Annotated in this window: 28 protein-coding genes and 6 tRNA genes; 23 read left to right on the top strand and 11 right to left on the bottom strand. The window is 72.3% G+C overall.

The features are described 5' to 3' along the window. Nucleotides 1-106 precede the first annotated feature (106 nt). The 3 genes from ACF09C_RS21300 to ACF09C_RS21290 all read left to right on the top strand — a co-directional run bounded on the left by ACF09C_RS21300 (nt 107) and on the right by ACF09C_RS21290 (nt 2,461). On the top strand, nt 107-1,303 hold the full coding sequence (locus ACF09C_RS21300; protein ID WP_392093288.1) for a glycerophosphodiester phosphodiesterase: 1,197 nt from the start codon (nt 107-109) through the stop codon (nt 1,301-1,303). Between the two features lie 121 nt (nt 1,304-1,424). Further along, nucleotides 1,425-1,961: a sigma-70 family RNA polymerase sigma factor gene (locus tag ACF09C_RS21295; protein WP_392093286.1), complete on the top strand. Its 537-nt coding sequence runs from the start codon at nt 1,425-1,427 to the stop codon at nt 1,959-1,961. Between the two features lie 17 nt (nt 1,962-1,978). After that, nucleotides 1,979-2,461, top strand: coding sequence for a GNAT family N-acetyltransferase (locus ACF09C_RS21290; protein ID WP_392093284.1), 483 nt, complete (start codon nt 1,979-1,981; stop codon nt 2,459-2,461). Here the strand turns inward: ACF09C_RS21290 and ACF09C_RS21285 are convergent. Both ACF09C_RS21285 and ACF09C_RS21280 read right to left on the bottom strand, forming a co-directional pair. After that, the gene (locus tag ACF09C_RS21285) at nt 2,458-2,880 is read right to left on the bottom strand and encodes a hypothetical protein (protein ID WP_392093282.1); all 423 of its coding nucleotides are present in this window, start codon (nt 2,878-2,880) and stop codon (nt 2,458-2,460) included. The genes ACF09C_RS21290 and ACF09C_RS21285 overlap by 4 nt on opposite strands. Further along, a complete protein-coding gene (locus ACF09C_RS21280; protein WP_362418767.1) occupies nt 2,880-3,242 on the bottom strand; it encodes a hypothetical protein in 363 nt (120 codons plus the stop codon). The genes ACF09C_RS21285 and ACF09C_RS21280 overlap by 1 nt, the downstream gene beginning before the upstream one ends. Nucleotides 3,243-3,313: 71 nt before the next feature. Here ACF09C_RS21280 and ACF09C_RS21275 point away from each other — a divergent pair, with 71 nt between their 5' ends. The 9 genes from ACF09C_RS21275 (at nt 3,314) to ACF09C_RS21235 (ending at nt 15,301) form a co-directional block, all read left to right on the top strand. Further along, complete coding sequence (locus ACF09C_RS21275; protein WP_392093280.1) at nt 3,314-3,961, top strand: HAD-IA family hydrolase; 648 nt, start codon at nt 3,314-3,316, stop codon at nt 3,959-3,961. Between the two features lie 343 nt (nt 3,962-4,304). Further along, on the top strand, nt 4,305-5,399 hold the full coding sequence (locus ACF09C_RS21270; protein WP_392093278.1) for a methionine ABC transporter ATP-binding protein: 1,095 nt from the start codon (nt 4,305-4,307) through the stop codon (nt 5,397-5,399). Then, nucleotides 5,396-6,064, top strand: coding sequence for a methionine ABC transporter permease (locus ACF09C_RS21265; RefSeq protein ID WP_362418758.1), 669 nt, complete (start codon nt 5,396-5,398; stop codon nt 6,062-6,064). Before ACF09C_RS21270 ends, ACF09C_RS21265 begins: the two co-directional genes overlap by 4 nt. 79 nt (nt 6,065-6,143) lie before the next feature. Continuing rightward, nucleotides 6,144-7,001 (top strand): MetQ/NlpA family ABC transporter substrate-binding protein, encoded by an 858-nt coding sequence (locus ACF09C_RS21260; RefSeq protein ID WP_392093275.1) that lies wholly within the window; start codon nt 6,144-6,146, stop codon nt 6,999-7,001. A 182-nt stretch (nt 7,002-7,183) separates the two neighbouring features. After that, on the top strand, nt 7,184-7,819 hold the full coding sequence (locus ACF09C_RS21255; RefSeq protein WP_392093273.1) for a GNAT family N-acetyltransferase: 636 nt from the start codon (nt 7,184-7,186) through the stop codon (nt 7,817-7,819). A 70-nt stretch (nt 7,820-7,889) separates the two neighbouring features. Beyond that, nucleotides 7,890-9,092, top strand: a complete 1,203-nt coding sequence (gene cbiE / locus ACF09C_RS21250) for a precorrin-6y C5,15-methyltransferase (decarboxylating) subunit CbiE (RefSeq protein WP_392093271.1) — start codon at nt 7,890-7,892, stop codon at nt 9,090-9,092. A 305-nt stretch (nt 9,093-9,397) separates the two neighbouring features. After that, nucleotides 9,398-12,757 (top strand): nicotinate-nucleotide--dimethylbenzimidazole phosphoribosyltransferase, encoded by a 3,360-nt coding sequence (cobT, locus tag ACF09C_RS21245; protein WP_392093269.1) that lies wholly within the window; start codon nt 9,398-9,400, stop codon nt 12,755-12,757. A gap of 404 nt (nt 12,758-13,161) precedes the next feature. Then, entirely contained in the window at nt 13,162-14,415 is a 1,254-nt protein-coding gene (gene cobA / locus ACF09C_RS21240) for a uroporphyrinogen-III C-methyltransferase (RefSeq protein WP_392093267.1), read from the top strand. 67 nt (nt 14,416-14,482) lie between these two features. Continuing rightward, on the top strand, nt 14,483-15,301 hold the full coding sequence (locus ACF09C_RS21235; RefSeq protein WP_392093265.1) for a TrmH family RNA methyltransferase: 819 nt from the start codon (nt 14,483-14,485) through the stop codon (nt 15,299-15,301). 54 nt (nt 15,302-15,355) lie between these two features. Here ACF09C_RS21235 and ACF09C_RS21230 read toward each other — a convergent pair whose 3' ends face one another. Next, nucleotides 15,356-16,501, bottom strand: a complete 1,146-nt coding sequence (locus ACF09C_RS21230) for a serine/threonine-protein kinase (protein ID WP_392093263.1) — start codon at nt 16,499-16,501, stop codon at nt 15,356-15,358. Between the two features lie 195 nt (nt 16,502-16,696). Here ACF09C_RS21230 and ACF09C_RS21225 point away from each other — a divergent pair, with 195 nt between their 5' ends. From ACF09C_RS21225 to ACF09C_RS21210, 4 genes are all read left to right on the top strand, one after another. Continuing rightward, nucleotides 16,697-16,930 (top strand): hypothetical protein, encoded by a 234-nt coding sequence (locus tag ACF09C_RS21225; RefSeq protein WP_260230356.1) that lies wholly within the window; start codon nt 16,697-16,699, stop codon nt 16,928-16,930. A gap of 189 nt (nt 16,931-17,119) precedes the next feature. Then, on the top strand, nt 17,120-17,287 hold the full coding sequence (locus ACF09C_RS21220) for a hypothetical protein (RefSeq protein WP_362418731.1): 168 nt from the start codon (nt 17,120-17,122) through the stop codon (nt 17,285-17,287). 171 nt (nt 17,288-17,458) lie between these two features. Next, entirely contained in the window at nt 17,459-18,424 is a 966-nt protein-coding gene (locus tag ACF09C_RS21215) for a phosphotransferase family protein (RefSeq protein WP_392093260.1), read from the top strand. Between the two features lie 40 nt (nt 18,425-18,464). Beyond that, nucleotides 18,465-18,746, top strand: coding sequence for a zf-TFIIB domain-containing protein (locus tag ACF09C_RS21210; RefSeq protein WP_392093258.1), 282 nt, complete (start codon nt 18,465-18,467; stop codon nt 18,744-18,746). A gap of 54 nt (nt 18,747-18,800) precedes the next feature. On the opposite strand, the gene ACF09C_RS21205 is transcribed toward ACF09C_RS21210, so the two are convergent. From ACF09C_RS21205 to ACF09C_RS21185, 5 genes are all read right to left on the bottom strand, one after another. Beyond that, a tRNA-Val gene (locus ACF09C_RS21205) sits at nt 18,801-18,875 on the bottom strand. 63 nt (nt 18,876-18,938) lie between these two features. Then, a tRNA-Val gene (locus ACF09C_RS21200) sits at nt 18,939-19,010 on the bottom strand. Nucleotides 19,011-19,044: 34 nt separating this feature from the next. Next, nucleotides 19,045-19,116, bottom strand: a tRNA-Val gene (locus ACF09C_RS21195). A gap of 1 nt (nt 19,117) precedes the next feature. Further along, nucleotides 19,118-19,191: transfer RNA gene (locus ACF09C_RS21190), tRNA-Cys, on the bottom strand. 38 nt (nt 19,192-19,229) lie between these two features. Then, nucleotides 19,230-19,302 (bottom strand) — tRNA-Gly (locus tag ACF09C_RS21185). A gap of 291 nt (nt 19,303-19,593) precedes the next feature. Between ACF09C_RS21185 and ACF09C_RS21180 the strand changes: the two genes are divergently transcribed. The 3 genes from ACF09C_RS21180 to ACF09C_RS21170 are packed head-to-tail and all read left to right on the top strand — an operon-like array spanning nt 19,594 to nt 22,383. After that, a complete protein-coding gene (locus tag ACF09C_RS21180) occupies nt 19,594-20,658 on the top strand; it encodes a chorismate-binding protein (RefSeq protein WP_392093257.1) in 1,065 nt (354 codons plus the stop codon). After that, on the top strand, nt 20,655-21,485 hold the full coding sequence (locus ACF09C_RS21175) for an aminotransferase class IV (RefSeq protein ID WP_392093255.1): 831 nt from the start codon (nt 20,655-20,657) through the stop codon (nt 21,483-21,485). Before ACF09C_RS21180 ends, ACF09C_RS21175 begins: the two co-directional genes overlap by 4 nt. Nucleotides 21,486-21,543: 58 nt before the next feature. After that, complete coding sequence (locus ACF09C_RS21170; RefSeq protein WP_392093254.1) at nt 21,544-22,383, top strand: GNAT family N-acetyltransferase; 840 nt, start codon at nt 21,544-21,546, stop codon at nt 22,381-22,383. Between the two features lie 104 nt (nt 22,384-22,487). Here ACF09C_RS21170 and ACF09C_RS21165 read toward each other — a convergent pair whose 3' ends face one another. Then, nucleotides 22,488-23,003 carry a DsbA family protein gene (locus tag ACF09C_RS21165; protein WP_392093252.1) on the bottom strand — a complete coding sequence of 172 codons (516 nt, stop codon included), beginning with the start codon at nt 23,001-23,003 and terminating at the stop codon, nt 22,488-22,490. A gap of 230 nt (nt 23,004-23,233) precedes the next feature. On the opposite strand from ACF09C_RS21165, the gene ACF09C_RS21160 reads away from it, so the two are divergent. Beyond that, nucleotides 23,234-23,662, top strand: coding sequence for a hypothetical protein (locus ACF09C_RS21160; protein WP_392093250.1), 429 nt, complete (start codon nt 23,234-23,236; stop codon nt 23,660-23,662). 151 nt (nt 23,663-23,813) lie between these two features. Continuing rightward, nucleotides 23,814-23,966, top strand: a complete 153-nt coding sequence (locus ACF09C_RS21155; protein WP_361601803.1) for a hypothetical protein — start codon at nt 23,814-23,816, stop codon at nt 23,964-23,966. Between the two features lie 26 nt (nt 23,967-23,992). On the opposite strand, the gene ACF09C_RS21150 is transcribed toward ACF09C_RS21155, so the two are convergent. Together ACF09C_RS21150 and ACF09C_RS21145 are read right to left on the bottom strand one after the other, a co-directional pair. After that, nucleotides 23,993-24,550, bottom strand: coding sequence for a CGNR zinc finger domain-containing protein (locus tag ACF09C_RS21150; RefSeq protein WP_392093249.1), 558 nt, complete (start codon nt 24,548-24,550; stop codon nt 23,993-23,995). Nucleotides 24,551-24,772: 222 nt separating this feature from the next. After that, a complete protein-coding gene (locus ACF09C_RS21145; protein WP_015032345.1) occupies nt 24,773-25,186 on the bottom strand; it encodes an SsgA family sporulation/cell division regulator in 414 nt (137 codons plus the stop codon). A gap of 189 nt (nt 25,187-25,375) precedes the next feature. Here ACF09C_RS21145 and ACF09C_RS21140 point away from each other — a divergent pair, with 189 nt between their 5' ends. Both ACF09C_RS21140 and ACF09C_RS21135 read left to right on the top strand, forming a co-directional pair. Then, nucleotides 25,376-25,798: a TIGR02611 family protein gene (locus ACF09C_RS21140; protein WP_362418706.1), complete on the top strand. Its 423-nt coding sequence runs from the start codon at nt 25,376-25,378 to the stop codon at nt 25,796-25,798. A 54-nt stretch (nt 25,799-25,852) separates the two neighbouring features. Continuing rightward, nucleotides 25,853-25,927 (top strand) — tRNA-Val (locus ACF09C_RS21135). Nucleotides 25,928-25,959 lie beyond the last annotated feature (32 nt).

The following is a 25,959-nucleotide window of genomic DNA, read 5'->3' as shown; positions in this document are numbered from 1 at the left end:
GTGTGTTTCCGCTGTGTTCGGCCCAGGTCTGTCGCGTGGAGGGACCGACTGCCTACTGTCGGAGCCGCGTTTGACAGGTGCGGGACATCACATCGAAGGAGCCTTCATGACCCAGGGTGAGCACGCGAGCCCCGCTCGGCGCACGGTCCTCGGAGCGGCGGGCGCGGCCGTCACCGGGGTGGCCGGAGCCGCGGTCCTCGGCGCCTCCGCGGTCCTCGCCGCCGGCCCGGCGCAGGCCGCCGAGGCACAGGGCGGGAGCCAGGACCGTAGACACGGCCACGGCTACCGCTCCCTCCCCACCCCCACGGTGATCGCGCACCGCGGCGCGAGCGGCTACCGACCCGAGCACACGCTCGGCTCCTACCAGCTCGCCCTGGACCTCGGCGCCCACGTCATCGAGCAGGACCTCGTGCCGACCAAGGACGGCCACCTGGTCTGCCGCCACGAGAACGACATCACCGGCACGACCGACGTCGCCGACCACCCCGAGTTCGCCTCCCGCAGGACCACCAAGTCCGTCGACGGCGTCTCGTACACCGGCTGGTTCACCGAGGACTTCACCCTCGCCGAGCTGAAGACCCTTCGCGCCAAGGAGCGCATCCCGGCCGTCCGCCAGGAGAACACCCTCTACGACGGCCGCTGGCAGATCCCCACCTTCGAGGAGGTGCTCCGCTGGGCCGAGTCCGAGGGCCGCCGCCGGGGCCGCCCGGTCTGGCTGCACGTCGAGACCAAGCACCCCACGTACTTCCGCTCCCTCGGCCTCGGCCTGGAGGAGCCCCTCGCCAAGCTGCTGCGCCGCTACGGCCGCCACCGCGCCGACTCCCCGGTCTTCCTCCAGTCCTTCGAGCCCAGCAGCATCCAGCGCCTCGCCAGGCTGGTGCACTCGCCGCGCGTCGTCCTGCTCTCCGCCGCGAGCAGCCGGCCCTGGGACTTCGTCCAGGCCGGCGACCCGCGCACCGTCGCCGACCTGGTCACCCCGCAGGGCCTGCGCTGGATCGCCTCGTACGCCCAGGGCATCGGCCCCACCCTGGACCTGGTCATCCCGCGCGACGCCACCGGCAAGCTCGGCACCCCGACCACCCTCGTGCGCGACGCCCACGCGCAGGGCCTGATCCTCCACCCGTACACCCAGCGCAACGAGAACAGCTTCCTGCCCGCCGACTTCCGACGCGGCACCGACCCGAACGCGTACGGCGACGTCTTCGGCGCCCTGAAGACCTACCTGGCGACCGGCATCGACGGCATCTTCTCCGACAACCCGGACACCGCCCTCCTCGCGGCCGCGGACGTCACCACGCGCTGAGCCCCGGGGACCGATCCCCGCGCCACCCGGTCGGAACCCCCGACCGGGTGGTCACCCCCCGACCGGGTGGTTTGCGCCCCGCGCCGCAACCGCCCCGGCCCGCCCCGGCATCGTGCCGGGCATGACCCACCTCCTCCGTACCCTGGCCCCCCTCCTCGCCGCGGAATCGAAGGCCGAGGCCCCCGCCGCCGGCGTCGAGGCGGGCGACCTCGAACAAGCGGTGTGGCTACGGCTCCTCGAACGCCTCCGGAACGACGACGCCCCCACCCACCCCGCCGACTGGCTCCGCCGCGCCGTCCGCGCCGAGGCCCGCCGCGCCCGGCGCGCCGCCCTGCGGGAGCGCCCGTACCGGGGCGAGGAGGCCACCGAGGAGCGGGACGCCACCCCCGAGAGCACCGCCCTCACCACCGAGCGGCGCCGTGCCGTCCGCGCCGCCGTCCGCCGTACCCCCGGTCACTGCCCCCGGCTGCTCACCGCGATGCTCGACCCGACAGACCCCACCTACCGAGAAATCGCAGGAGAGTTGGGTATCTCACAGGGCAGTCTGGGGCCCATGCGTTCCCGTTGCCTGGGATGCCTGCGCAGAATGCTGGCTGCAGAGGTTCCTGCGGCGACCCCGAGGGGAAGGGTGCGGGAGACCGACCGATGGACCAGGTGAGCGGGAGGCATGCGCACATGGGCATGAGCGTGACCATCTCAGCGGCTGACGCGCAGGACGCGGAGCACATACTGAAGTTGCAGTACCTCTGTTACCAGAGCGAGGCGGAACTCTACGGCGACTACGCCATCGAGCCGCTCACCCAGACCCTGGACGCCCTGCGCGCCGAACTCTCCGAGGGGTACGCGCTCGTGGCCCGCCTCGGCGACGAGATCGTCGCCTCCGTACGCGGACGGGTCGACGAGGCCGGCACCGTACGGATCGCCAAGCTCATCGTCCACCCGCGCATGCAGCGCCACGGCCTGGGCGGCCGGCTCCTCGACGCCATCGAGAGCCACTTCGCCGCCGACCCGGCGCCCACGGCCAAGCGCTTCCAGCTCTTCACGGGCCACCGCAGCGAGGGCAACCTCCGGCTCTACCGCAGCAAGGGGTACGAGCAGGTCGCCGCCCGCGAGATCGGCCCCCGGCTCACGCTCGTGACCCTGGAGAAGGCGGCCTAGGCAGCCCTGGCAGCCGACCGCCGCAGCCACCAGATCCCGGTCACCGGCAGCAGGACCGGGATGAAGATGTAGCCGTAGCCGTAGTCCGACCAGACCGTGGCGTCCGGGAAGGCGGACGGGTCGGCCAGCGTCCAGGTCCCCACGGTCAGCACGCCCACCAGCTCGGCGGCGCAGCACACCAGCGCCGCCCTGCGGGCCGTCTCCCCGCCGCGGACGAGGGTGTACGTGATGAAGGCGTACACCACGGCCGCCACCGCCGACAGCGCGTAGGCCAGCGGCGCCCGGTCGAACTCGGTCGCGATCTGGTAGATCGAACGCGAGACCGCGCCGACGGACATCACCCCGTACAGCCAGACCAGCAGCATGCCCGGGCCCTTGACGAGCCGCGTCCCCGCGCTCGTCCCCTCGGTCGCGCTCATCAGCCCACCGTCCAGATGTCGAAGAGACGTACTTCCAGGACCGCGAGCACGACCCCGCTCGCCGCCACCGTCGCCGAACCCCACCGGCTGCGCTCCGTCAACGACATGAAGCCGGCCGCGGGCACCGCGCACAGCGCGCCCAGCAGATAGGCGACGAAGATCGTCGTGCCCTCCTCGGCCTTCTCCCCGCGCGAGAGCTGCACGATGCCGACGACCAGCTGCACCAGGGCGAGGAAGGTCACCACGGCCATGCCGATGAAGTGCCAGTCCTTGGTCGGCTGGTCGCGGGTGAAGGCGAAGCCGCACCAGGCGGCGAGGGCGAGCGCGGCCACCGAGACCGCGACCGTCAGGACGTCAAGCATGCGCCCGAGGGTATTACGGGCCGAAAGGCCCGATGCGCTCGCCCCCCACCCGCCCCGTAGGGTCGGGGGCCATGAAGATACGCGCGGAAGCCCTCCTCTTCGACAACGACGGAACGCTGGTCTCCTCCATGGCGTCCGTGTACCGCTGCTGGACCAGGTGGGCGGGGGAGTACGGCATCACGGCCGAGGACTTCGCCCGCGTCGAGCTGCACGGCCGCCCCGCCGCCGAGATCATCGCCGACCTGCTGCCCGCCGCCCGGGTGCCCGACGCCCTGCGCCGTATCGAACAGCTGGAGGTCGAGGACGTCCCCGGCGGGGTCGAGCTGCTCCCCGGCACCAAGGAACTCCTCTCCTCCCTCCCGGCCGACCGCTGGGCCGTCGTCACCTCCGCGACCAGGCCGCTCGGCGAGGCGCGGCTGCGCGAGGCCGGCATCGACTTCCCCGCCCTCGTCGCCGCCGACGACATCACTCGCGGCAAGCCCGACCCGGAGCCCTTCCTCCTGGCCGCGGCCGGGCTCGGCGTCGCCCCGGCCGCCTGCGTGGTCTTCGAGGACGCCCCCGCGGGTCTCGCCGCCGGCCGCGCCGCGGGCATGCGGACCGTGGCCTTGGCCACAACCCACGACCGCGCCGAGCTCGACGCGGACTTCGTCGTCACCGACCTCTCCGCCGTGTCCGCGCAGGCCACGGACGGGGGAGTGGAGCTCGTCCTCGGCCTCTGACACCCACCGGGGGTGTCCGCATGATGTCTCAACGACGTCCGCTATTCGGACACCCCCGAAGTCGTCGAACACCCGCGTGCTTTACTTGCAGACATGACCACGACGAGCAGCCGCACCCTTGCGACCGAGGCGAACCTGACGCCCGGTGCTCGTTGTATGTGTCGAATGTGCGCCTTCTGAGGGCCCCCGCCGAGCCTCGCGCCCCGAAGCGAGACCCCGACGGCCGAGCCGATCCGCCCGCCGAAACCGGCGCCGGACCGTGCCCGCCCCGCGCACGCGCTGCCTCCGGAACACCCACCGAAGCGGCCGATCTGCGCCTGACTGTCCGAACGACGAATGCCCCGTGCCCGGCGGACCCCGCGCCGTGCACTCGACAGTGACGGAAACCCCTGTGATCACCACTTCGGGCCTGACCAAGGTCTACGAGTCGCGAGGCCGCCAGGTCACCGCTCTGGACGGCGTCGACCTCCACGTCCGCGAGGGCGAGGTGTTCGGCGTGATCGGCCAGAGCGGCGCCGGCAAGTCCTCGCTCATCCGCTGCGTCAACCTCCTGGAGCGCCCCACCTCCGGCACCGTGACCGTGGACGGCGTCGACCTCACGGCGCTCGCCGCCACCGGCCGCCGCGCCGGCAAGGACCTGCGCCGCGCGCGCAGCAGCATCGGCATGGTCTTCCAGCACTTCAACCTGCTGTCCTCCCGCACGGTCAAGGACAACATCGAACTCCCCCTGGAGATCCTCGGCGTCTCCGGCGCCGAGCGCACCCGCCGCGCCCTGGAACTCCTCGACCTCGTCGGCCTCTCCGACAAGGCCAAGGCCTACCCCGGCCAGCTCTCCGGCGGCCAGAAGCAGCGCGTCGGCATAGCCCGCGCCCTGGCCGGCAACCCCAAGGTCCTGCTCTCCGACGAGGCCACCAGCGCCCTCGACCCGGAGACCACCCGCTCCATCCTCCAGCTCCTTCGCGACCTCAACCAGCAGCTCGGTCTCACCGTCCTGCTCATCACGCACGAGATGGACGTCGTCAAGACGATCTGCGACTCGGCCGCGCTCATGCAGAAGGGCCGCATCGTCGAGTCCGGCACCGTGAGCGAACTGCTCGCCACCCCCGGCTCCGAGCTGGCCGCCGAACTCTTCCCGGTCAGCGGCGCCGCCACCGGCCCCGACCGCACGGTCGTCGACGTCACCTTCCACGGCGAGGCCGCCACCCAGCCGGTGATCTCCCAGCTCTCCCGTACGTACAACATCGACATCTCGATCCTCGGCGCCGCCATGGACACCGTCGGCGGAAAGCAGATCGGCCGGATGCGGATCGAACTGCCCGGCCGTTACGAGGAGAACGTCGTGCCCGTCGGCTTCCTGCGCGAGCAGGGCCTCCAGGTGGACATCGTCGAAGAGGACGCCCCCGCCGGCGCCGTGCTCGTCAAGGAAGGTGCCAAGTGACCTGGTCGGAGATGCAGCCCCTGCTTGAGCAGGGCACCGTCGACACCCTCTACATGGTCCTGTGGGCCACGGTCGTCACCGTCCTCGGCGGACTGCCGCTCGGCATCCTGCTCGTCCTCACGGACAAGGGCGGACTGCTGCAGAACACGGTGGTCAACAAGGTCGTCGGCGTGATCGTGAACATCGGCCGCTCGCTGCCGTTCATCATCCTGCTGATCGCCCTGATCCCCTTCACGACCTTCGTCGTCGGCACCTTCATCGGCCCCACCGCGATGATCGTCCCGCTCGCCATCGGCGCCATCCCGTTCTTCGCCCGGCTCGTCGAGACCTCGATCCGCGAGGTCGACCACGGCCTCGTGGAGGCCGTGCAGTCCATGGGTGGCTCCGTGCCCACGATCATCCGCAAGGTGCTGCTCCCGCAGGCGCTGCCCTCGCTGATCTCCGGGATCACCACCACCGTCATCGTGCTCATCGGCTACTCCGCGATGGCCGGCGCCGTCGGCGGCGAAGGCCTCGGCTCCAAGGCGATCACCTACGGATACCAGCGCTTCGACACCCAGTTCATGCTGGTCACCGTCGTGGTCCTGATCGCGATCGTCACCGTCGTCCAGCTCATCGGCGACCTCGCCGTCCGGCTCCTCGCCCGCCGCGGCCGGACCGCGTAACCCCAGACTTCGTCCTTCGAAGAAGAGCCCGGACTTGTTGTCCAGGCGTCCACCGCACCACCAGAAAGAGGCACTTTTCGTGCGTAAGAACATCAAGCTCACCGCCGGTATCGCCGCCACCGCCGCGCTCGCCCTCGGCCTCACCGCCTGCGGCACCGCCTCGGACCCGTCCTCCGCCAAGGACGCGGCCGGCTCCGCCGACAAGCCGCTCGTCGTCGCCGCGTCCCCGACGCCGCACGCCGACATCCTCAACTACGTCAAGGACAACCTCGCCGCGAAGGAGGGCCTGAAGCTGGAGGTGAAGGAGTTCACGGACTACGTCCTGCCGAACACCGCCACCCAGACCGGCCAGGTCGACGCCAACTTCTTCCAGCACAAGCCGTACCTGGACGACTTCAACAAGAAGAACAACACCACCATCGTCCCGGTGGTCAACGTCCACCTGGAGCCCCTCGGCCTCTACTCCAAGAAGGTCAAGGCGCTCTCGGACATCAAGGCCGGCCAGACCATCGCCGTCCCCAACGACACCACCAACGGCGGTCGCGCACTCCAGCTGCTCGCCGAGAACGGCCTCATCACCCTCAAGGACGGCGTCGGCACCAACGCCAAGCTCTCCGACATCACCGACAAGAAGGGCCTGGAGTTCAAGGAGCTGGAGGCCGCCACCGTGCCCCGCGCCCTGAACGACGTGGACGCCGCCGTCATCAACGGCAACTACGCCATCGAGGCCAAGCTCTCCCCGGCCGAGGACGCCATCGCCATCGAGAAGGCCGAGGGCAACCCCTACGCCAACTTCCTCGCCGTCAAGGAGGGCAACGAGAAGGACGCCCGCGTGCAGAAGCTCGCCAAGCTCCTCAACTCGCCCGAGGTGAAGAAGTACATCGAGGACACCTACGACGGCTCGGTCATCCCGGCCTTCGGCGCCGTCGCCAAGTAAGGCCCGCCGTACGGTTCCTGTGCCGAAGGCCCCCCGCACCCGCCCCGGGTGCGGGGGGCCTTCGCCGTCGTGACCCCCCGTCATCTGACGCCACATCGGACCCGGCCATGCACACCGACAGCACCATGCTGCATGCTGTGCGTTCACGGTCGATTCGGACGGTCCACGGCATGGAGCTGCGCATGACTACCACCTTTCCGGACATCTCCATCAACACGGACCGGTTGGTGCTGCGCGCGCTCGAAGAGGCGGACGCGCCCGCCCTCGCCGAGATGATGAACGACGAGATGGTCGCCGCCTGGACGGCCGTCCCCCAGCCGTACACCGAGGACGCCGCCCACCGCTGGATCACCGAGTACGCCCCCACCGAACGCACCACGGGACGCGGCCTCGACCTCGCCGTCACCGAATTCCTCACCCAGCGCCTCGTCGGTGTCATCCAACTCACCCACACCAACTGGCGCGTTCGCTCCACCGAACTCTCCTACATCGTCGCCCCCTGGGCCCGCGGCGAGGGATACGCCACCGAAGCCGCCCTCGCCACCGCCCAATGGCTCTTCGGCGACCAGCGCTTCGAACGCATCGAACTGCGCACCGCCGCCGACAACACCGCCTCCCAGCAGGTCGCCCAGAAGATCGGCTGCATCAGCGAAGGCGTCCTCAGAAACGCCTGCATAGCCCGCACCCGCACCGAGGACGGCACCTGGGCCGACCTGCGCACCGATTTCATCGTCTGGGGACTGCTCCCCGAGGACCTCGAAGGGGTCGAGGACCAGATGGCGGAGGCCGGATACACCTCCTTCACCGACTGGAGCTGAGCCCGCCACCGATCACGGGTACCCTCGTGTCGCCCCCGACCTGCGACAAGACCTCAGGAGACAGAAGACGATGGCCGACCGGGTCACGGTGATCGGCTGGGACGGTTCGCCCCTCACCGCAGCGGCCCGGTCCGCGCTCTCCGCCGCCACGCTCGTGGCGGGCGCCGCGCACCACCTCGCCCTGCCCGAGGTCCCCCGCGACGCCGAGCGGATCCGCCTCGGCAGCGTCGACCTCGCCGCCCGCCGCATCGCCGGCCACCGCGGCACCGCCGTCGTCCTCGCCGACGGCGACCCCGGCTTCTTCGGAGTCGTCCGCACCCTGCGCGCGCCCGAGCACGGTCTGGAGGTCGAGGTCGTCCCCGCCGTCTCCTCCGTCGCCGCCGCCTTCGCCCGCGCCGGCATGCCCTGGGACGACGCCCGGATCGTCGTCGCCCACCAGCGCACCCTGCGCCGCGCCGTCAACGTCTGCCGCGCCCACCCGAAGGTCGCCGTCCTCACCTCACCCGGCGCAGGACCCGCGGAACTCGCCCTCCTCCTCGAAGGCGTCCACCGCACCTTCGTCATCTGCGAGGAACTCGGCACCGACCGCGAACAGGTCACCGTCCTCACCTCTGACAAGGCCGCCGACCACGTCTGGCGCGACCCCAACGTCGTCATCGTCATCGGCGGCACCGCCGGAGCCCCGCCCGGCGGCTGGCTCATGGGCCAGGAGACCCCGGCTGTACGCGGCTGGGCCCTGCCCCAGGAAGACCCCGCACGCGGCGGCAGCGGCGAGGACCGCACCCTGCGCGCCGCCCAGCTCGCCCGCCTCGGCCCCCGCGTCGGCGACCTCGTCTGGGACATCGGCTGCGGCGGCGGAGCCCTCTCCGTCGAGGCCGCCCGCTTCGGCGCCGCCGTCATAGCCGTGGACGCCGACCCGGAGGCCTGCGCCCGCACGGAGGCGGCCGCCCGCCGCCACGGCGTCCAGCTCCAGGCCGTACGCGGCCGGGCGCCGCACGTCCTGGAACGGCTGCCCGAACCCGACGTCGTACGGATCGGAGGCGGCGGCGTACCCGTCGTCACCGCCTGCACCGACCGCAGGCCCGAACGGATCGTCGCCCACGCCTCCACCCGCGACGAGGCCGAGGCCGTCGGCGCGGCCCTCGCAGAGGGCGGCTACGACGTCGAATGCGCCCTCCTCCAGAGCGTCGGCCTTGACCCCGACGACTGGTCGGAACGCGACCGCACCGTGGTCTTCCTGCTCTCCGGACGCCGGATCGACCGCGCCCCCTGACCATGCCGCCCCACCGGGCCAGGTAGGCTGGCCTGTCGTTGTACCGCGCCCGGGCCTTCGGTGTTTTGTTCGCCAATATCCGGACAGAGGCGGCCGATAGGGCCCCTGATGTGGTACGGGGCAACGGGGGGATGCGCGACGTGGCGCAGTCCACAGCAAACCGTGGCGGATCCGCCTGTCACGACGGCCGATGGCCGCGACAATGCTGGGGTGCCCGCGCGTCATTCGTGCCGCACGGCGCGCACGCTCGTTGTTGTTGACGGGCGAAGGTCTGAAGGAGCACAAGCGATGGGCGAGGGGTACGCATGACGGACACCGGCCAGGTCCCGGGCGAGGGGCTGCCGGAGAACGCAGGCATGGTCGAGCAGCCGGGCATCCCCGCTCCGGGCGCGTACACCTTCCTGGACCCCTCCGAGCACGCAGCCGAGGACGACGACCTGCTTCTGATGCCGGGCGCCCAGGGCGCCTGGAGCGAGCACCAGCCGGGCGCCGTGCCCGTGCCACCCGTCGCCGTCCCGGCCCCCGGCATGATGCCGCCCGTCGGCGACCCGCTCACCGACCCGCTGGCCGGCCCGATCGCCGACGCCCTCGCCGCTCAGGCTCCGTTGACCCCGCCGGCTCCCGTCGCCCACGAGCCCGTCGCCACCCCGGCCCACGGCGTCCCCCTGGGCTTCTCGACCCCCGCGCACGGCGTGCCGGTCGAGGCCGTGACCGACCACGGCTACGAGCCCGGGATCCTGGACACCGGCGCCCACGAGGCCGCCGGCCGGGACTCGGGCTCCGTGGACCTCAGCGCCGTACGTGTGGCGCCGCAGGCCGCCACCCCGCCGCCCGCCCGCCGCCCGCTGCACATGGGCCCGCCGGTCCCGGAGACCGGCGGAGTCGTCCGCTCGCTCGCCGACCGCGGCCCGGCAGCCCCGGCCCCGGCGCCCACACCGGTCGCCGTGGCGGCCCCCGCGCCGGCACCGGTCCAGGTCGCGGGCCCGCCCACCTCGGGCCTCGAGTACCTCGATGTCCACCAGGAGCAGCCGGCCGCGCCGCAGCTCGGCGACGTGCCGCCGCAGGGCGCAGTGCCGTGGGACCCGCAGCCCCAGGCGCCCGTGCCCGCAGAAACGGTCGGCCAGTTCGTCCCGGTCGAGGGCACCGTCCCGACGACCCCCCACCTGGCCCCCACCCCGACCGAGGTCCCCGAGGCCCTCGTGGAGGAGGCCCCCGCAGCGGTCCCGGCCCCCCGCGACGGCGGCCCGGCCGCCGCCGTACCGGCACCGCCGGCCGAAGAACCCATCCCGGAGCCGACCGAGGAGCCCCAGGCGGCGGAGGTCACCCCGGAACCGGCAGCGGAGCCGACGCAGCCGGAGCCCGAACTCCCGGTCATGACCGAGCCGGAGACGCCTCCGACGGCGACGGAACTCCCCACCGAGCCCGCCCCTGTCGAGCACGTTGCCGAGGCCCCCGCGGCCACGGAACCCCCTACTGCCGAGCAGCCGGACACCCCCCCCGAGCTGACGCCCGAGCAGCCGGAGTCCACCCCGGAGCCGACGCCCCAGCCCTCGGAGCCCGCACCTGAGCAGGTGGACACGGCCCCCGAGCAGGCGGAGCCGACGCCCGAGCCTGCGAACACGGCCCCCGAGCCCGCGGACACGGCCCCCGAGCCCGCGGACACGGCCCCCGAGCAGGCGGAGTCCTCCCCGGAGCCGACGCCCCAGCCCTCGGAGCCCGTCCCTGAGCAGGTGGACACAGCCCCCGAGCAGGCGGACACGGCCCCCGAGCAGTCGGAGCCCGTCCCTGAGCAGGCGGACACGGCCCCCGAGCAGGCGGAGTCCACCCCGGAGCCGACGTCCGAGCAGGCGGACACGGCCCCCGAGCAGGCGGAGTCCACCCCGGAGCCGACGTCCGAGCAGGCGGACAATATGTCGGCCCCGGCCCCGGCGCCGGCCCCGGCGCCCGCCTACGACGACGCGGAGCGCGAGGCGGTGCTCCGGGTCATGCGGGAGCGCCGCGACATCCGCAACGGCTTCCGCTCCGACCCGATCCCGCACGAGGTGCTCCTCCGCGTCCTCGAGGCCGCGCACACGGCACCGAGCGTCGGCCACTCCCAGCCCTGGGACTTCGTCGTCATCCGCTCGGCGGAGACCCGCCGCACCATGCACGAACTGGCTCAGCGCCAGCGCGAGGCCTACGCCAAGTCGCTGCCCAAGGCGCGGGCGAAGCAGTTCAAGGAACTGAAGATCGAGGCCATCCTCGACACCCCGGTCAACATCGTCGTGACCGCCGACCCCACCCGAGGCGGCCGGCACACCCTGGGCCGCTACACGCAGCCGCAGATGGCCCCGTACTCCTCCGCACTCGCGGTCGAGAACCTCTGGCTCGCCGCCCGTGCCGAGGGTCTCGGTGTCGGCTGGGTCAGCTTCTTCGACGAGCGCGAGATGGTGCGCACGCTCGGCCTGCCCGAGCACCTCGAAGTGGTCGCGTACCTCTGCGTCGGCTACGTCGACGAGTTCCCCGAGGAGCCCGAGCTGATGCAGGCGGGCTGGTCCAAGCGCCGCCCGCTGTCCTGGGTCGTCCACGAGGAGACGTACGGCCGCCGGGCGCTGCCCGGTGAGGAGCCGCACGACCTCCTCCAGGAGACGGTCAGCAACATCCGCCCGCTGGACGCCAAGGCGCTCGGCGAGGCGTGGGAGCGGCAGAAGCGCATGACCAAGCCCGCCGGGGCGCTGGGCATGCTGGAGATCATCTCCGCACAGCTCTCCGGCCTCTCCCGGATCTGCCCGCCGCCCATCCCCGAGCCGGCCGCGGTCGCGATCTTCGCCGGTGACCACGGCGTGCACGCCCAGGGCGTCACCGCCTGGCCGCAGGAGGTGACCGGCCAGATGGTCGCGAACTTCCTCGGCGGGGGAGCGGTCTGCAACGCCTTCGCCAACCAGGTGGGCGCCGAGGTCTGCGTGATCGACGTAGGCGTGGCATCCGACCTCCCGGCAACCCCGGGCCTCCTGCCCCGCAAGGTCCGCCCGGGCACGGGCGACTTCACCACCGGCCAGGCGATGACCCGCGAAGAGGCCCTCGCCGCCATCGAGGTGGGCATCGAGACCGCGCGCGACCTCGTCGCGGCGGGCAACAAGGCCCTCCTCACCGGTGAGATGGGCATCGCGAACACCACCGCGTCCGCCGCGCTGATCTCGGTGTACACGGGCGTCGACCCGGTCGAGGTGACCGGACGCGGCACGGGCATCAACGACGAGATGCACGCCCGCAAGGTGGACGTGGTCCGCCGAGCCCTGGACCTCCACAAGCCGGACCCGGCGGACCCCATCGGAGTCCTGTCGGCCATCGGCGGCCTGGAGCACGCGGCCCTCGTCGGCCTCATCCTGGGCGCCGCCTCCCTGCGCGTCCCGGTCGTCCTCGACGGCGTCTCGACCGGCGCGGCCGCGCTGGTGGCCCGGGCGATCGCGCCCGAGTCCCTCGCCGCCTGCATCGCGGGCCACCGCAGCGCCGAGCCGGGCCACGTGGCGGCCCTCAACAAGCTGGGCCTGCGCCCCCTGGTCGACCTCGACCTCCGCCTCGGCGAGGGCACCGGCGCCCTCCTCGCCCTCCCGATCGTGCAGAGCGCGGCCCGGGCGATGCACGAGGTGGCGACGTTCGACTCCGCGGGTGTGACGGAGAAGTAGGAGCAGCGGCCCCAGCGCGGCCCCGCCCCCCTCGACGGGAGTGGGGGCCGCGCAGGGGCCGCGTTCGGGACGTAAAGCGTGATTTGTGGCGCGCGAGAGCGTCGCACCGAGGATCCTCTGCGCGCCGTAAATCATGCAGTCCCGAACGCGGACCCGGAGCGGCCCCCACGGCACGCACCACCCGGGGGCGGCCCCACCGCACACCGCACCACACCACGGCGGCCCCCACGGCACACCGCACACCGCACACCGCACCACCCCGCGAGGGACATCCGTCACAGCCCGCCCACCCCCGGTGACCGATATCGTGTTCAGAGGGCCAGGCGCAGCACCCGCACCCCGCCCCACCAGCCGCTTCACCGCAGCAGCGGCCCACACCCCCGCTCTCCGAGGAGCCGCACCACATGGCCGACGCCGAAACCTCCGCCACGCACCCCGCGTACCCCGTAGGCCTCCGCCTCGCCGGCCGCCGCGTCATCGTGCTCGGCGGCGGTCAGGTCGCCCAGCGCCGGCTCCCGGCCCTGATCGCGGCCGGCGCGGCGGTCACCCTCATCTCCCCCTCCGCGACCCCCTCCGTCGAGGCGATGGCGGAGACCGGCGAGATCACGTGGGTCAAGCGGCGCTACGAGGACGGGGACATCGCCGACGCCTGGTACGCGCTCGTCGCCACCAGCGACCCCGCCGCCAACGCGGCCGCGTCCGCCGAGGCCGAGCGGACGAAGACCTGGTGCGTGCGCTCCGACGACGCCGAGGCGGCCACCGCCTGGACCCCGGCCACCGGCCGCAGCGAGGGCGTCACCGTGGCCGTGCTCACGGGCCACGACCCCCGCCGCTCCGCCGCCGTGCGCGACGCGATCGTCGAGGGCCTCCGGGACGGTTCGATCGCGGCCCCCGCGCACCGTACCCGCAACCCCTTCGTCGCCCTGGTCGGCGGCGGCCCCGGCGATCCCGACCTGATCACGGTCCGCGGCCGCCGGCTTCTCGCCGAGGCCGACGTGGTCATCGCCGACCGCCTGGGCCCCCGCGACCTGCTCGCCGAACTGCCCCCGCACGTCGAGGTGATCGACGCGGCGAAGATCCCGTACGGGCGCTTCATGGCGCAGGAGGCCATCAACAACGCCCTGATCGAGCACGCGAAGAAGGGCAAGTCGGTCGTGCGCCTCAAGGGCGGCGACCCGTTCGTCTTCGGCCGGGGCATGGAGGAGGCCCAGGCGCTGGCGGCGGAGGGCATCGCGTGCACGGTAGTCCCGGGTATTTCCAGCTCGATCTCGGTCCCCGGCGCCGCGGGCATCCCGGTCACGCACCGCGGGGTGGCGCACGAGTTCACCGTCGTCAGCGGCCACGTGGCGCCTGACGACCCGCGTTCGCTCGTCGACTGGGCGTCGCTCGCCAAGCTCACCGGCACGCTGGTGATCCTGATGGGAGTGGACAAGATCGGGAAGATCGCCGAGGCGCTCATCGCGCACGGCAAGTCTCCGGAGACGCCCCTCGCGCTGGTCCAGGAGGGCACCACGGCCGCCCAGCGCCGTGTGGACGCCACGCTGGCCACGGTCGCGGAGACGGTCAAGGCGGAGGAGGTCCGCCCGCCGGCGGTGATCGTGATCGGGGACGTCGTCGGGGAGAACCCGCACAAGCTCACGAAGCCGGCCGCACCCTGACCGCCCCCACCTCCACCCCCACCGCACACTCATTGGCACCGCACCCCGGACAAGGCAGTATCACCTCGTGGCCGAACTCATCACGATCGACGACCCCGACGACCCGCGCCTGAGCGACTACACCGGCCTGACGGACGTGGAGCTGCGCCGCAGGCGCGAGCCCGCGGAGGGCCTGTTCATCGCCGAGGGCGAGAAGGTGATCCGCCGGGCCCGGCAGGCCGGGTACGAGATGCGGTCGATGCTGCTCTCCGCCAAGTGGGTCGATGCCATGCGCGATGTCATCGACGAGGTCCCGGCGCCCGTGTACGCGGTACAGCCGGAGCTCGCGGAGCGCGTCACCGGCTACCACGTGCACCGAGGCGCCCTGGCCTCCATGCAGCGCAAGCCGCTGCCGAGCGCGGAGGACCTGCTCCGCCCGGCCCGGCGGGTGGCCGTGATGGAGTCGGTGAACGACCACACCAACATCGGGGCCATCTTCCGCAGCGCGGCGGCGCTCGGCATGGACGCGGTGCTCCTCTCCCCGGACTGCGCGGACCCGCTGTACCGCCGCTCCGTGAAGGTGTCCATGGGCGCGGTCTTCTCGGTGCCGTACGCCCGTCTGGAGACCTGGCCGCGCGGCCTGGAGGCGGTACGGGAGGCGGGCTTCAAGCTGCTCGCCCTGACGCCGGACGAGAAGGCCTCGCCGATCGACGTGGCGGCCCCGCACCGGCTGGAGCGGGCGGCGCTGATGCTGGGCGCGGAGGGCGACGGCCTGTCCACCCAGGCGCTCCGGGCGGCGGACGAGTGGGTCCGCATCCCGATGGCACACGGTGTCGACTCGCTGAACGTGGGCGCGGCGGCGGCGGTGGCCTTCTACGCGGTGGCGAGCGGCCGCCCACAGGACTGACAGGGCCCTGCGAAAGGACGGGCGGGACGTACACCCGCCCGCCCCCACCCACCACTACCCCTGCAGAGCCTGCGCCGCGGCGATCCCGAGCGCGACGACGAGCGTCACGACGACGAACACGAACAGCCGCTGTCGCAGCAGCCGAGGGTTGGCGGGCCGACGACCGGTCGAGGTGGTGCGCGCACCTCCGGGCCGGGAGGCCGGGGGACGGCCGTTGGGCCGGGACTGCGAGGCGGAGGAGGGCCGACCGCCGGTACGCGGTGACGGCGCGGACGGCCGGGAGTCGGTGCTGCGCTCGGTGTACCGCTCCGTGGGCCGGCTGCCGGTGGACGACTCCGTACGCTCCCGCTGCAGTGGAGGTCGTGAGACGGGCAGGCCCTGGGCCTCGCGGGCGGCGATCTCCTTGAGCCGCATGGAGAGCTGAAGGGTGCTGGGCCGGTCTTCGGGGTCCTTGGCGAGGCAGGCCCGGACGAGCGGCGCCAGCGCGTCGGGCACACCGCCGAGCTGCGGCTCCTCGTGCACCACCCGATAGAGCATGACCTCGGAACTGCCGTGTCCGAAGGGCGAGTCCGCCATCGCCGCGTAGGCCAGGGTGGCGCCGAGGGAGAAGACGTCGGTGGCCGGGGTGACGGCCGCGCCCCGTACCTGCTCGGGCGCGAGGAAACCGGGGGAGCCGACGGCGGTGCCGACGTGGGTGAGGGTGCTGGCGCCGGTGGCCCAGGCGATGCCGAAGTCGATGATCCGGGGGCCCTTGGGGGACAGCAGGATGTTCGACGGCTTGAGGTCCCGGTGCACGACGCCCGCCTCGTGAACGGCGACCAGGCCCTCCGAGAGCGCAGCCCCGATCGCGGCCACGTCGGCGGCCCGCAGGGGCCCCTCCTCGGCGACCCGGTCGTGCAGCGAGGGGCCGGGTACGTACTGGGTGGCGAACCAGGGCCGGTCGGCCTCCAGGTCGGCGGCGACCAGCCGAGCCGTACAGCCGCCCCGGATCCGCCGGGCGGCGGAGACCTCGCGGGCGAACCGCGACCGGAACTCCTGGTCCTCGGCCAGGTCCGGCCGGATCACCTTCAGCGCCACCCGCTGGCCGCGCCGGTCGGAACCCAGGTACACGACCCCCATCCCACCGGCCCCGAGCCGGCGGTGGAGCCGGAACGACCCGACGATCCGCGGATCCTCGCGCCGGAGCCGCATCATCGCCATGTCCGTCCCCTCGTCCGTTCGACGTGGCACAGCTTACGTATTGACGCCCCGGTGTGCTCATAGGCCGCGCCCTCGCGAGGGCATCGATTGTCAGTGCTGGGGAGGACACTTGAGGGGTGGTCAGGACGCCGACGGAGCGGCCGGCCCGAACCGAACGATTCTCCAACATCCAATCAGGCAAGGGGGATTCGACCGATGAAGGGTGACCGAGTGGAGATAGTCGTGGACGCGGGGGACACGACTCGGACGTACGAGGTGGTGGCCAGCAGGGCGGGCCGCAGGGTGGAGACCGCGGTGCGGAGAGGGGTGGTGGAAGTGAGCGAAGTCACGCGCACGGGCGTGGTCGTCCGGACGGCCCGCTTCATGGCGAGCCGGGTGCTCGCCCTCGTCGAGCAGCCGGTCCCTCTCAGGGAAGACCCTCAGACCTAGGTCTCCCTCTCCACCCAGGGGAGTACGCCATCGGGGTAGGCGTCATCCTCCCGTAGGCCCGGTAATCGGTACGCGGGCATGACGTCCGGGCGGCTCCGGGTGCCTAGTGTTGAAGACAAGCGGCGGGTGCAGCACTCGTCCCCCGAGGTCAGACACCCGCCGCTGCCAGACACGAACAGGAGAGGAACCATGGCGTACCCGGTTTCGCGGATCACCCCCCGTCCTTCGGGCCGCCGCCACCCGCTGGTGGCGACCGCCATGGTCCTCCCTCTCGCGACCCTGCTGGTCGTCGTCTTCGGCGGCTGGGAAGCAGTGGTCACACAGGCGTCGTCCGTGGGCGTGATGCTGGGGCGCTGAGCGGCGCCCCGGACCCGGGAGAGCGGCCCGGGTCGGGGACATCCGGCCAACAACCCCGTGGGGACGGGGGTGCGGCGGACGGCAGCGTGTGGCCGGTCAGCTGGGGAGCTGACCGGCCCTCGCGCTTTCCGGGGCCGAGGCGCCGGGGGCGGCAGCGCGTACGCTCCCCGGGTGGAGCATGCCGAACTCGAACAGCTCAGCGTCCTCGCGCGCGAGGTGGCGCACCGGACCGATCCGGCCTGCGCGTGCGCGCCGCACGCGAGCGCCGTGCTCGCCGACCGTGACGACGGCACGGTGGTCCGGCACGGCGCGGTCGTGGTCAAGGCCCACGCCCCCGGCACCGACGTCGTGGCGCACCGCACGCGGATAGCCGTGGCCGGCCTCCCAGAACTGAAGGGCATCCTCCTCACCCCCCACACACAAACCCACCCCACCACCCAGGCCACCCCCACCACCCCCCGACCCCTCTCCACCTGGCCCTACGGCACCCCGGTCGACCCCACCGATCCGGACGCGGCCCCCTGGGAGGACGCAGCGCGCCTGCTGGCCCGGCTCCACCGCACTCCGCCGCCGGACCACCTCGCCGTCCCGCCGATGCGGGCGCCCGTGAAGGCGGCCCTGGCCGTCGAGCGGATGCGCCGCTCCGGCGCTCCCAGCGCCGCCGTAGAGACCGTGCTCCGTGCCTGGCGCACGCTCCCGGAGGCGCCGACGGACCGCCCGCTCCTCTGCCACGGCGACTTCCACCTGGGCCAACTCGTACGCGCCCCACGCACCCGCGAGGCCCCCCACACCCCCTGGCTCCTCATAGACGTGGACGATCTAGGGCTCGGCGACCCCGCGTGGGACCTGGCACGGCCCGCCGCCTGGTTCGCGGCCGGCCTCCTGCCGCCGGACGTCTGGTCCCGCTTCCTCGACGCGTACAGGCGGGAGGAAGGCCCGGCCGTCGCCGCAGACGACGACCCCTGGGCCCAACTCGACATCCCCGCACGCGCCCTGACCGTGCAGACCGCGGCGCTCGCCCTCGCGAAGTCCACGGCCGAGCGGCGCTCCCTCGACGAGGTGGAGGAAGTGATGATCGACACCTGCGCCCGAATCGGCTCGCTCCGAACCGAGTTGGCCCCGCCCGCGTCCCCATAAGCTGAGAGCACCATTCGAACGGCAGGGAGTTGAGCCGACCATGCAGTGTCCCAAGTGCCACGCAGCGATGCACACGTACAACCGCAACGGCGTCCAGATCGAGCAGTGCAGCGGCTGCCGCGGGATATTCCTGGACTACGGCGAGCTGGAGGCCCTGACCCGGCTCGAGTCCCAGTGGGTGCAGCCGGCGCCGCCCGCGCCCGCCCCGCCGGCCTACCCGGCGCACGGCGCGCCCGCCGCGCCCGCCTGGGGTGCCCCGCAGCACGGCGGTCACCACGGTGGTCACCACCGCGGTTTCGGCCGGATGCTCTTCTCCTCCTGATGCCGAGACGAGGAAGCCCCCGGTCGCGAGAGGCGACCGGGGGCTTCGTACGTCTGGTGCGCGATACTGGGATTGAACCAGTGACCTCTTCCGTGTCAGGGAAGCGCTCTCCCGCTGAGCTAATCGCGCGGGACGGTCCCAAACCATACAGGACCAGGGGTGCTGCCGTACTTCGTACTGCGTGCTACTGCGTGCGCGATACTGGGATTGAACCAGTGACCTCTTCCGTGTCAGGGAAGCGCTCTCCCGCTGAGCTAATCGCGCGGGGATCCTTGCGGACCAGATCCTTCCGGATCAGTGGACGATACTGGGATTGAACCAGTGACCTCTTCCGTGTCAGGGAAGCGCTCTCCCGCTGAGCTAATCGTCCTTGGAGGTGGAGACGGGATTTGAACCCGTGTAGACGGCTTTGCAGGCCGTTGCCTCGCCTCTCGGCCACTCCACCAGGAGTGAAACGGGGGTTCGGGAAGATCCCCCACATCGAGCGGACGACGAGATTCGAACTCGCGACCCTCACCTTGGCAAGGTGATGCTCTACCAACTGAGCCACGTCCGCTTGTCGTTTCCGTTTCGCTTGCGCGTCCCGGCGACGTGTTGAACTCTAGCGGATTCCTGGGCCAGTACAAAAACGCGTTTCCGCAGCGTGCTGACCCGCGCACGGAGCCGGGGTGAAGGACGGGGCGCCGAGGCGGGCGGCGGACAGCTCGTGGGCAGGGTTCCCGCGCCGTTCACTCCCCGTGCCCCCGAGGTCGCACGCAGCCGTCTCGCAGCTGGCACCCAGCCGTCACTCGGTCGCACCCGGCCGGTGCCCCCGCGTTGGCCTCCGCACCCGCCCTAGACTCGATCCGTGCACGACCTTGCTCCCCTGGCCCGCTTCGGCGGCCTCGTCGCGACCGACCTGCGGGATGTCACCAGTGACCCCGCGGCCCTGGACTCCGCCGGCTTCTGGGCCGTCTCCGCGGACTTCGAGGGCCGTCTGACCTGCGCCCGCTTCGGCGACGTACGCAGGGAGCCGGTCCCGGCCCCCGTCGCCGCTCCCGCCCCGGGCGCCTGGCGCGGCCCCGCCACCGGTGACTGGACGTCCTCCCTCGACCGCGCGGCGTACACGGCGGGCGTCCGGCGGATCCGCGAGCACATCGCGCGCGGGGAGGTCTATCAGGCCAATCTCTGCCGCGTGATGTCCGCGCCGCTGCCCGACCTCGCCGCCGCCGACGTCGACGCCCTCACCGCGCTGCTGGCCCGCGGCAACCCCGCGCCGTACGCGGGAACGATTCGGCTCCCCGCGCACGGGGTGGAGATCGCCACCGCGTCCCCCGAGCTGTATCTGCGCCGCGACGGCGTCACCGTCGAGTCAGGGCCCATCAAGGGCACCGGCCGCACCGCCGAGGACCTCCTGGAGAAGGACCACGCGGAGAACGTGATGATCGTGGACCTCGTGCGGAACGACCTCGGCCGGGTCTGCGCGACCGGCTCGGTCACCGTCCCCGAGCTCTGCGCCGTCGAACCCCACCCGGGTCTTGTCCACCTCGTCTCCACCGTGCGCGGCGAGCTGGCCGCGCACGCCGGCTGGCCGGAGCTGCTCGCCGCCACCTTCCCGCCCGGTTCCGTCACGGGTGCCCCGAAGTCGAGCGCCCTGCGGATCATCGAGGCCCTGGAGACCGCGCCGCGCGGCCCCTACTGCGGTGGCATCGGTTGGGTGGACGCCGACCGCCGCACCGCCGAGCTGGCCGTCGGCATAAGGACCTTCTGGATCGACCGCCCCGAGGGCGTGCTGCGTTTCGGCACCGGCGCCGGGATCACCTGGGGCTCGGACCCGGAGCGTGAGTGGGCGGAGACCGAGTTGAAGGCGGCCAGGCTGCTGGCGGTAGCGTCGGGCGCGTACGAGGCGAGCGGAAAGGCCATATCGCGATGAAACTCTGGGTCAACGGCGGACTGCGCGACGCGGAGGAAGCCCGGGTGTCCGTCCTGGACCACGGTCTTACCGTCGGCGACGGCGTCTTCGAGACGGTCAAGGCCGAGCGCGGCGGAACGTTCGCCCTCACCCTGCACCTGGAGCGCCTCACACGCTCCGCGCGCGGCCTGGGCCTGCCCGACCCCGACCTCGACGAGGTCCGCCGGGCCTGCGCGGCGGTCCTGGAGTCCAACCCGATGGAACTCGGCCGGCTCCGCATCACGTACACCGGCGGGCTCTCCCCGCTCGGCTCCGAGCGCGGGGACGCCGGGAGCAGCCTGGTCGTGGGCCTCGGCGAGACGAGCCGCCGTCCCGACTCCACCGCCGTGATCACGGTCCCCTGGACCCGCAACGAGCGTGGCGCGCTCACGGGCCTGAAGACCACGTCGTACGCCGAGAACGTCGTCGCGCTCGCCCGGGCGCGCGAACAGGGCGCCTCCGAGGCGCTGTTCGCCAACACGGTGGGGCAGCTCTGCGAGGGCACCGGCTCCAACGTCTTCGTCGTGCTCGACGGACAGATCCACACGCCGCCCGTCTCCTCCGGCTGTCTGGCCGGCATCACCCGCGCACTCGCGGTCGAGTGGACGGGGGCGGTGGAGACCGATCTGCCGCTGGAGGTGCTGGAGAGCGCCGAGGAGATCTTCCTGACCTCCACCCTCCGGGACGTCCAGGCCGTGCACCGGGTCGACGGCCGGGAGACGGCTTCCGCGCCGGGACCGGTCACCGCCAAGGCCATGCGGATCTTCGACGAGCGCGCGGCGGCCGAGCGGGACCCGCGCCTCGGGTAGATCGCGCCCCGACCAAAACGTGATGACGGCCGGCCCAAGGAGGGGTAGAACACCCCTGATGACCACCACCCTGCGGCCGGCCGAGCCGCTTCAGCAGACCCCCGAAGGCGACCGCTCCCGTGCGTACGACGTCTGTGTGAACAGCCGTCGCGTGGGCTCCGTGCGCCTCGCCACCGCGTCGGGCTTCGGCCCCGGATCCGGGTCGATCGAGGCCCTGACCATCGACGAGAAGGACCGCCGCCGGGGCCGGGGCACGGTCGCCGCGCTGGCCGCCGAGGAGGTGCTGCGCGGCTGGGGCTGCGGCGAGGTCCAGATCTCCGTGCCGGCGGCGGCGGAGGCGGCGCTGCGGATGGCGGAAGTGCTCGGCTACACCGAGCGCGGCAGGAACATGGTCAAGGAACTCCCGGCCGAGCCGCCCGCGCTGCCGTCCGGCTTCGAGGTCCGTCCGATGACGGACGCCGAGTACGGGCCCTGGGCGCTGGAGGCCAGGGAGAGCTACGCCCGGAGCTGGATCAGGCGGGGCGTGGCCGAGGACCGGGCCCGCGCCAAGTCCGATGCCACCCACCGGCAACTGCTGCCCGAGGGCCTGGCCTCCCCGGGCACGGCGATCAACGTGGCCGTGCGGGACGGGGAGACCGTGGGGCACGTCTGGACGGCCGACCGCGAACTGGAGCCGGGAGTGCGGGGCAGCTACGTCTACGGCGTCGAGGTCGCCGAGGGCCACCGGGGCCGGGGCTACGGCCGCGCCCTGATGCTGCTCGCCGAGCGGGTCGCGCTCGACGCCGGGCACCGCCTGCTCGGACTCCACGTCTTCGCGGGCAACACCCCGGCGATCCAGCTCTACACCTCGCTCGGCTACCGGACGACGTACGTCAACAGCTACAAGGCACTGCTCTAGACGGCATCGGGCCAGACGGCATCGCGCCCGACGGCGCCGCGCCCGACGGAATTTCGCCCGACGGCGCCGCGCCCGCTGCCGGCCGCCGCGCCCGGCAGCGCGTTTCAGCCGGCGAGGAGCCGGTCGACGATCTCCTGGACGCGTTCCCGCAGGCCGTCCTGGCTCTGGCCGCCGTCGAGGCGCTCGCCGCCGACGACGTAGGTCGGGGTGCCGGTGACCTTGATCGCCTTGCCCTCCGCCTGGTCGGCGTCGACGGTCAGCAGGTGCCGGCCGTCGATGAGTGCGGTGTCGAACTCCTCGGCGTCCAGGCCCAGTTCGCGGGCGACGTCGAGCAGCACCGGCTCGCCCCGCTCGCCCAGCTCCTCGGTCCTGGCCAGCAGCGCCTCCACGTACGGCCAGCCCTTGCCCTGGTCGGCCGCCTCCTCGGCGGCCTGTGCGGCGGCGTACGCGTGCTTGTGCTTCTCCAGCGGGAAGTGCCTCAGCTGTACGTCGATCCGGTCGCCGTACGTCTCGCGGAGCGCGCGCACGTCGTCGAGGGCGCGGAAGCAGTCGGGGCACTGGAGGTCGAACCAGGCCTCCACGGTGACGGGGGAGGCGGACGGGGTGGTGGAGTCGCTCATGGGAGCAGTCTCCCAGTCCGGTCAGGCCCGACCCAACCGGGACCTGGGGGCCGGGGGTCTGGGGGCCTGGGAGCGCGGGCGACCGCGAAACCCGCCCCCACCGGGACCTGGGGAGGAGATCCCGAGGGGGAGACCCGGAGATCTCCCTGAGGTCGGCCTCGAACGTGGCCCCGGGCCCCCTCGCCGGTGCAGGATGGAAGGGACGTAACGCCCCGGCCCAGGAGGATCGCATGCTCGCCGAGACCATCTTTTCCGCGGTGTCCGTGGCGGGACTGGGCATCGCCGCGATCACGGCGTACCGCAGGCGTTTCCTCGCCGCGACGCGGATCGCCGCCTATGCGCTGGTGCCCATCGGTCTGGTGATGACCGGGGCGGTGGAGTGGGCCTTCGACACGGCCTTCAGTCCGACGGCATGGGCCGGCTTCGGCGTGCTCGGCGCGGCCTGGGCGCTCTTCATGACGAGCCGGGCCGTCGAGCGGCGCAGAGCCGGCCGGAAGCAGGCCGAGCGCGGTGAGGTGCCCGGGGCGGTCGCGCCGGCCGCGTCCGCGCCGTCCCTCGGCTCCGGGCAGCGGGGCGCGACTCCGAAGCCGCAGGCCAAGCCGGCCGCCGGGGACGACTTCAGCGACATCGAGGCGATCCTGAAGAAGCACGGCATCTGACGTCGAGGCGCCCGCGTGCGGGGCGTCCGGCGCGGTTGTGGGGTGAGAGCGCACGGAGATCGGCACCATCCACGGGATGTGATGAACTGCCGCGACCGCGGGGCGTGTTGCGGGCCCCGACGCGAGTCGCTGCGCCATGATCGCCCCCGAGATGCTGGATACCTCGCGGGATCATGCCCCCGCCCCCACCGAAGAGCCGCGCGGCTGTCTGTTCGCGCTCTCCCAGCCGCCGCTGATGATCTTCCTCGCGGTGATCGGCTGTCTGCTCCTGATGGCCGCCGTGCACGACCTCTTCCTGCTGTGAGGGGGCTCGCGCCCCCTGGGGGGGGCTCAGCCGGCGGCTTCCTTGCGGCGCGCCCGGTACGCGGCGACGTGGAGCCGGTTACCGCAGGTGCGGCTGTCGCAGTAGCGGCGTGAACGGTTGCGGGAGAGGTCGACGAAGGCCCGGCCGCAGTCGGGGGCCTCGCAGCGCCGCAGCCGTTCCTGCTCGCCCGCCACCACGATGAAGGCCAGGGCCATGCCGCAGTCGGCGGCGAGATGGTCGGCGACCGAGGCGCCCGGCGCGAAGTAGTGCACGTGCCAGTCGTAGCCGTCGTGGTCGGTGAGCTGCGGGGTCGTGCCCGCGGCGGCGACCAGCTGGTTGATCAGGGTGGCCGCGATGCGGGCGTCGGGAGCCGCGAACACCGCCGTGAACCTGGCCCGTACCTGCTGGACGGCCTTGAGGTCCTTGTCGGTCAGCTCTCCGACGTCGCTGATGTTGTGGGCCCGCACGAAGGTGCGCAGCGCCGGGACGTCCGCGAGTTCGTCGCCACGGTCGCCCTGCGGCGCGGTGTTCATCAGATCGACGACGCTGTCGAGGGCGATCCGGGTGTCGTGAGGGATCAGCACGATTCGCTCCCTGGCCGGCCGCGGGCGGGTGCCCGCGGATTTGCGCTGACTCTAGCGGCTTCGTCGCGCGGCTCCGGGCGGGGTCGGGTCACGTGCAGCGGCGCCCTCCTCCGCGCCGGCTGCGCGGTGAGGACGCCGATGTCTGCCGTATGTGGTTGTCCGCGTCTTCCGCGCGGCGCCGTCTCCCCGAGTCGGACGGCGCCGTGCGGCTCTCGACCTGGCTCAGCTGTCGGCCAGGATGTGGGAGAGCTCCGTGTCGAGGTCGAAGTGCCGGTGCTCGGTGCCCGGTGGCACGGCGGCGTCGGTCCGCTTGAGGAACGACTCCAGGGCCCTCGCCGGGGCCTCGAGCAGGGCTTCGCCCTCGGGGGAGCTCAGCGCGATGCAGACGACGCCCTGACCGTGACTGCGGGACGGCCAGACTCTGACGTCGCCCGTGCCGGTGGGCCGGTGCAGCCCCTCGGCGAGAAGGTCGCGGGCGAAGACCCACTCGACCGTCTCTTCGGCTCCGGTGTGGAAGGTGGCGTGCACGGCATACGGATCGGCCGTGTCATACCGCAGGCCCGCGGGTACAGGCAGTGAGGACTCGCTCGACACAACGAGGCGCAGGTGCAGCTCGCAGCTGACCGTGGTGTTCATAAGCGCCAGGGCCTTTCGCTCAGTGTGCGCTCGGGGATTCGCACGTCGGCGAAATCGACATGCCACCTACGGTGCCGTTGTAAACCCCTCTGTCTGTTTTGTGATCGTTCAGGTAGCTCGTATGGGGGTGTGTAACTTTTGGTAATCCGACTGAACGGGTGAGGGTGTCCGGTCCGGTAAGTTGGGACCATGAATGCGGAGAGTGACGAGCGCACCGGGGAGTCCGCGGCCGACGGGGAGTCCGAGCTGGGATCCCGGGCCCCCGACTTCATCAAGGCACGCAGGACCCTGCACCTGAGCTGGCAGGTCGGCGTCTTCATCGTGGGACTGGCCGTGGTCGGCGCCGGTGTCGCCATGCTGGTGCTGCCCGGACCCGGTTGGGTGGTGATCTTCGGCGGTATGGCGATCTGGGCCACCGAGTTCGTCTGGGCCCAGCTGGTGCTCCGCTGGACCAAGCGGAAGGTCACCGAGGCGGCGCAGCGCGCGCTCGATCCGAAGGTCCGCAGGCGCAACATCATCCTGACCACGGTCGGCCTGGTGATCGTCGCCGCACTGCTCGGCTTCTACCTCTGGAAGTACGGCTTCGTGATGCCGTGGAAGATCAACGACTGACCTGGGGGACGGTCAGGGCACCGGCTGACATGCGGTAATGTTTGCGGTGCGCCCGGGCGATTAGCTCAGTGGGAGAGCGCTTCGTTCACACCGAAGAGGTCACTGGTTCGAACCCAGTATCGCCCACCACCCGGACCGAAGGCCCGGAGACTGGATCCAGT

Source organism: Streptomyces sp. NPDC014870 (assembly GCF_043081505.1).
Classification (GTDB): Bacteria; Actinomycetota; Actinomycetes; order Streptomycetales; family Streptomycetaceae; genus Streptomyces.
Note: the sequence above shows the minus strand (reverse complement) of the source record. Positions and strands in the feature narration are given on the sequence as shown.

Coding starts and splice junctions, on each gene's coding strand:
- ACF09C_RS21160 (WP_392093250.1), top strand. CDS start 23,234: ATGCTCGCCGAGACCATCTTTTCCGCGGTGTCCGTGGCGGGACTGGGC.
- ACF09C_RS21140 (WP_362418706.1), top strand. CDS start 25,376: ATGAATGCGGAGAGTGACGAGCGCACCGGGGAGTCCGCGGCCGACGGG.
- cobT (WP_392093269.1), top strand. CDS start 9,398: ATGACGGACACCGGCCAGGTCCCGGGCGAGGGGCTGCCGGAGAACGCA.
- ACF09C_RS21255 (WP_392093273.1), top strand. CDS start 7,184: ATGACTACCACCTTTCCGGACATCTCCATCAACACGGACCGGTTGGTG.
- ACF09C_RS21285 (WP_392093282.1), bottom strand. CDS start 2,880: ATGAGCGCGACCGAGGGGACGAGCGCGGGGACGCGGCTCGTCAAGGGC.
- ACF09C_RS21300 (WP_392093288.1), top strand. CDS start 107: ATGACCCAGGGTGAGCACGCGAGCCCCGCTCGGCGCACGGTCCTCGGA.
- ACF09C_RS21175 (WP_392093255.1), top strand. CDS start 20,655: ATGAAACTCTGGGTCAACGGCGGACTGCGCGACGCGGAGGAAGCCCGG.
- ACF09C_RS21155 (WP_361601803.1), top strand. CDS start 23,814: ATGCTGGATACCTCGCGGGATCATGCCCCCGCCCCCACCGAAGAGCCG.
- ACF09C_RS21225 (WP_260230356.1), top strand. CDS start 16,697: ATGAAGGGTGACCGAGTGGAGATAGTCGTGGACGCGGGGGACACGACT.
- cobA (WP_392093267.1), top strand. CDS start 13,162: ATGGCCGACGCCGAAACCTCCGCCACGCACCCCGCGTACCCCGTAGGC.
- ACF09C_RS21230 (WP_392093263.1), bottom strand. CDS start 16,501: ATGGCGATGATGCGGCTCCGGCGCGAGGATCCGCGGATCGTCGGGTCG.
- ACF09C_RS21220 (WP_362418731.1), top strand. CDS start 17,120: ATGGCGTACCCGGTTTCGCGGATCACCCCCCGTCCTTCGGGCCGCCGC.
- ACF09C_RS21280 (WP_362418767.1), bottom strand. CDS start 3,242: ATGCTTGACGTCCTGACGGTCGCGGTCTCGGTGGCCGCGCTCGCCCTC.
- ACF09C_RS21290 (WP_392093284.1), top strand. CDS start 1,979: ATGGGCATGAGCGTGACCATCTCAGCGGCTGACGCGCAGGACGCGGAG.
- cbiE (WP_392093271.1), top strand. CDS start 7,890: ATGGCCGACCGGGTCACGGTGATCGGCTGGGACGGTTCGCCCCTCACC.
- ACF09C_RS21170 (WP_392093254.1), top strand. CDS start 21,544: ATGACCACCACCCTGCGGCCGGCCGAGCCGCTTCAGCAGACCCCCGAA.
- ACF09C_RS21275 (WP_392093280.1), top strand. CDS start 3,314: ATGAAGATACGCGCGGAAGCCCTCCTCTTCGACAACGACGGAACGCTG.
- ACF09C_RS21295 (WP_392093286.1), top strand. CDS start 1,425: ATGACCCACCTCCTCCGTACCCTGGCCCCCCTCCTCGCCGCGGAATCG.
- ACF09C_RS21210 (WP_392093258.1), top strand. CDS start 18,465: ATGCAGTGTCCCAAGTGCCACGCAGCGATGCACACGTACAACCGCAAC.
- ACF09C_RS21145 (WP_015032345.1), bottom strand. CDS start 25,186: ATGAACACCACGGTCAGCTGCGAGCTGCACCTGCGCCTCGTTGTGTCG.
- ACF09C_RS21165 (WP_392093252.1), bottom strand. CDS start 23,003: ATGAGCGACTCCACCACCCCGTCCGCCTCCCCCGTCACCGTGGAGGCC.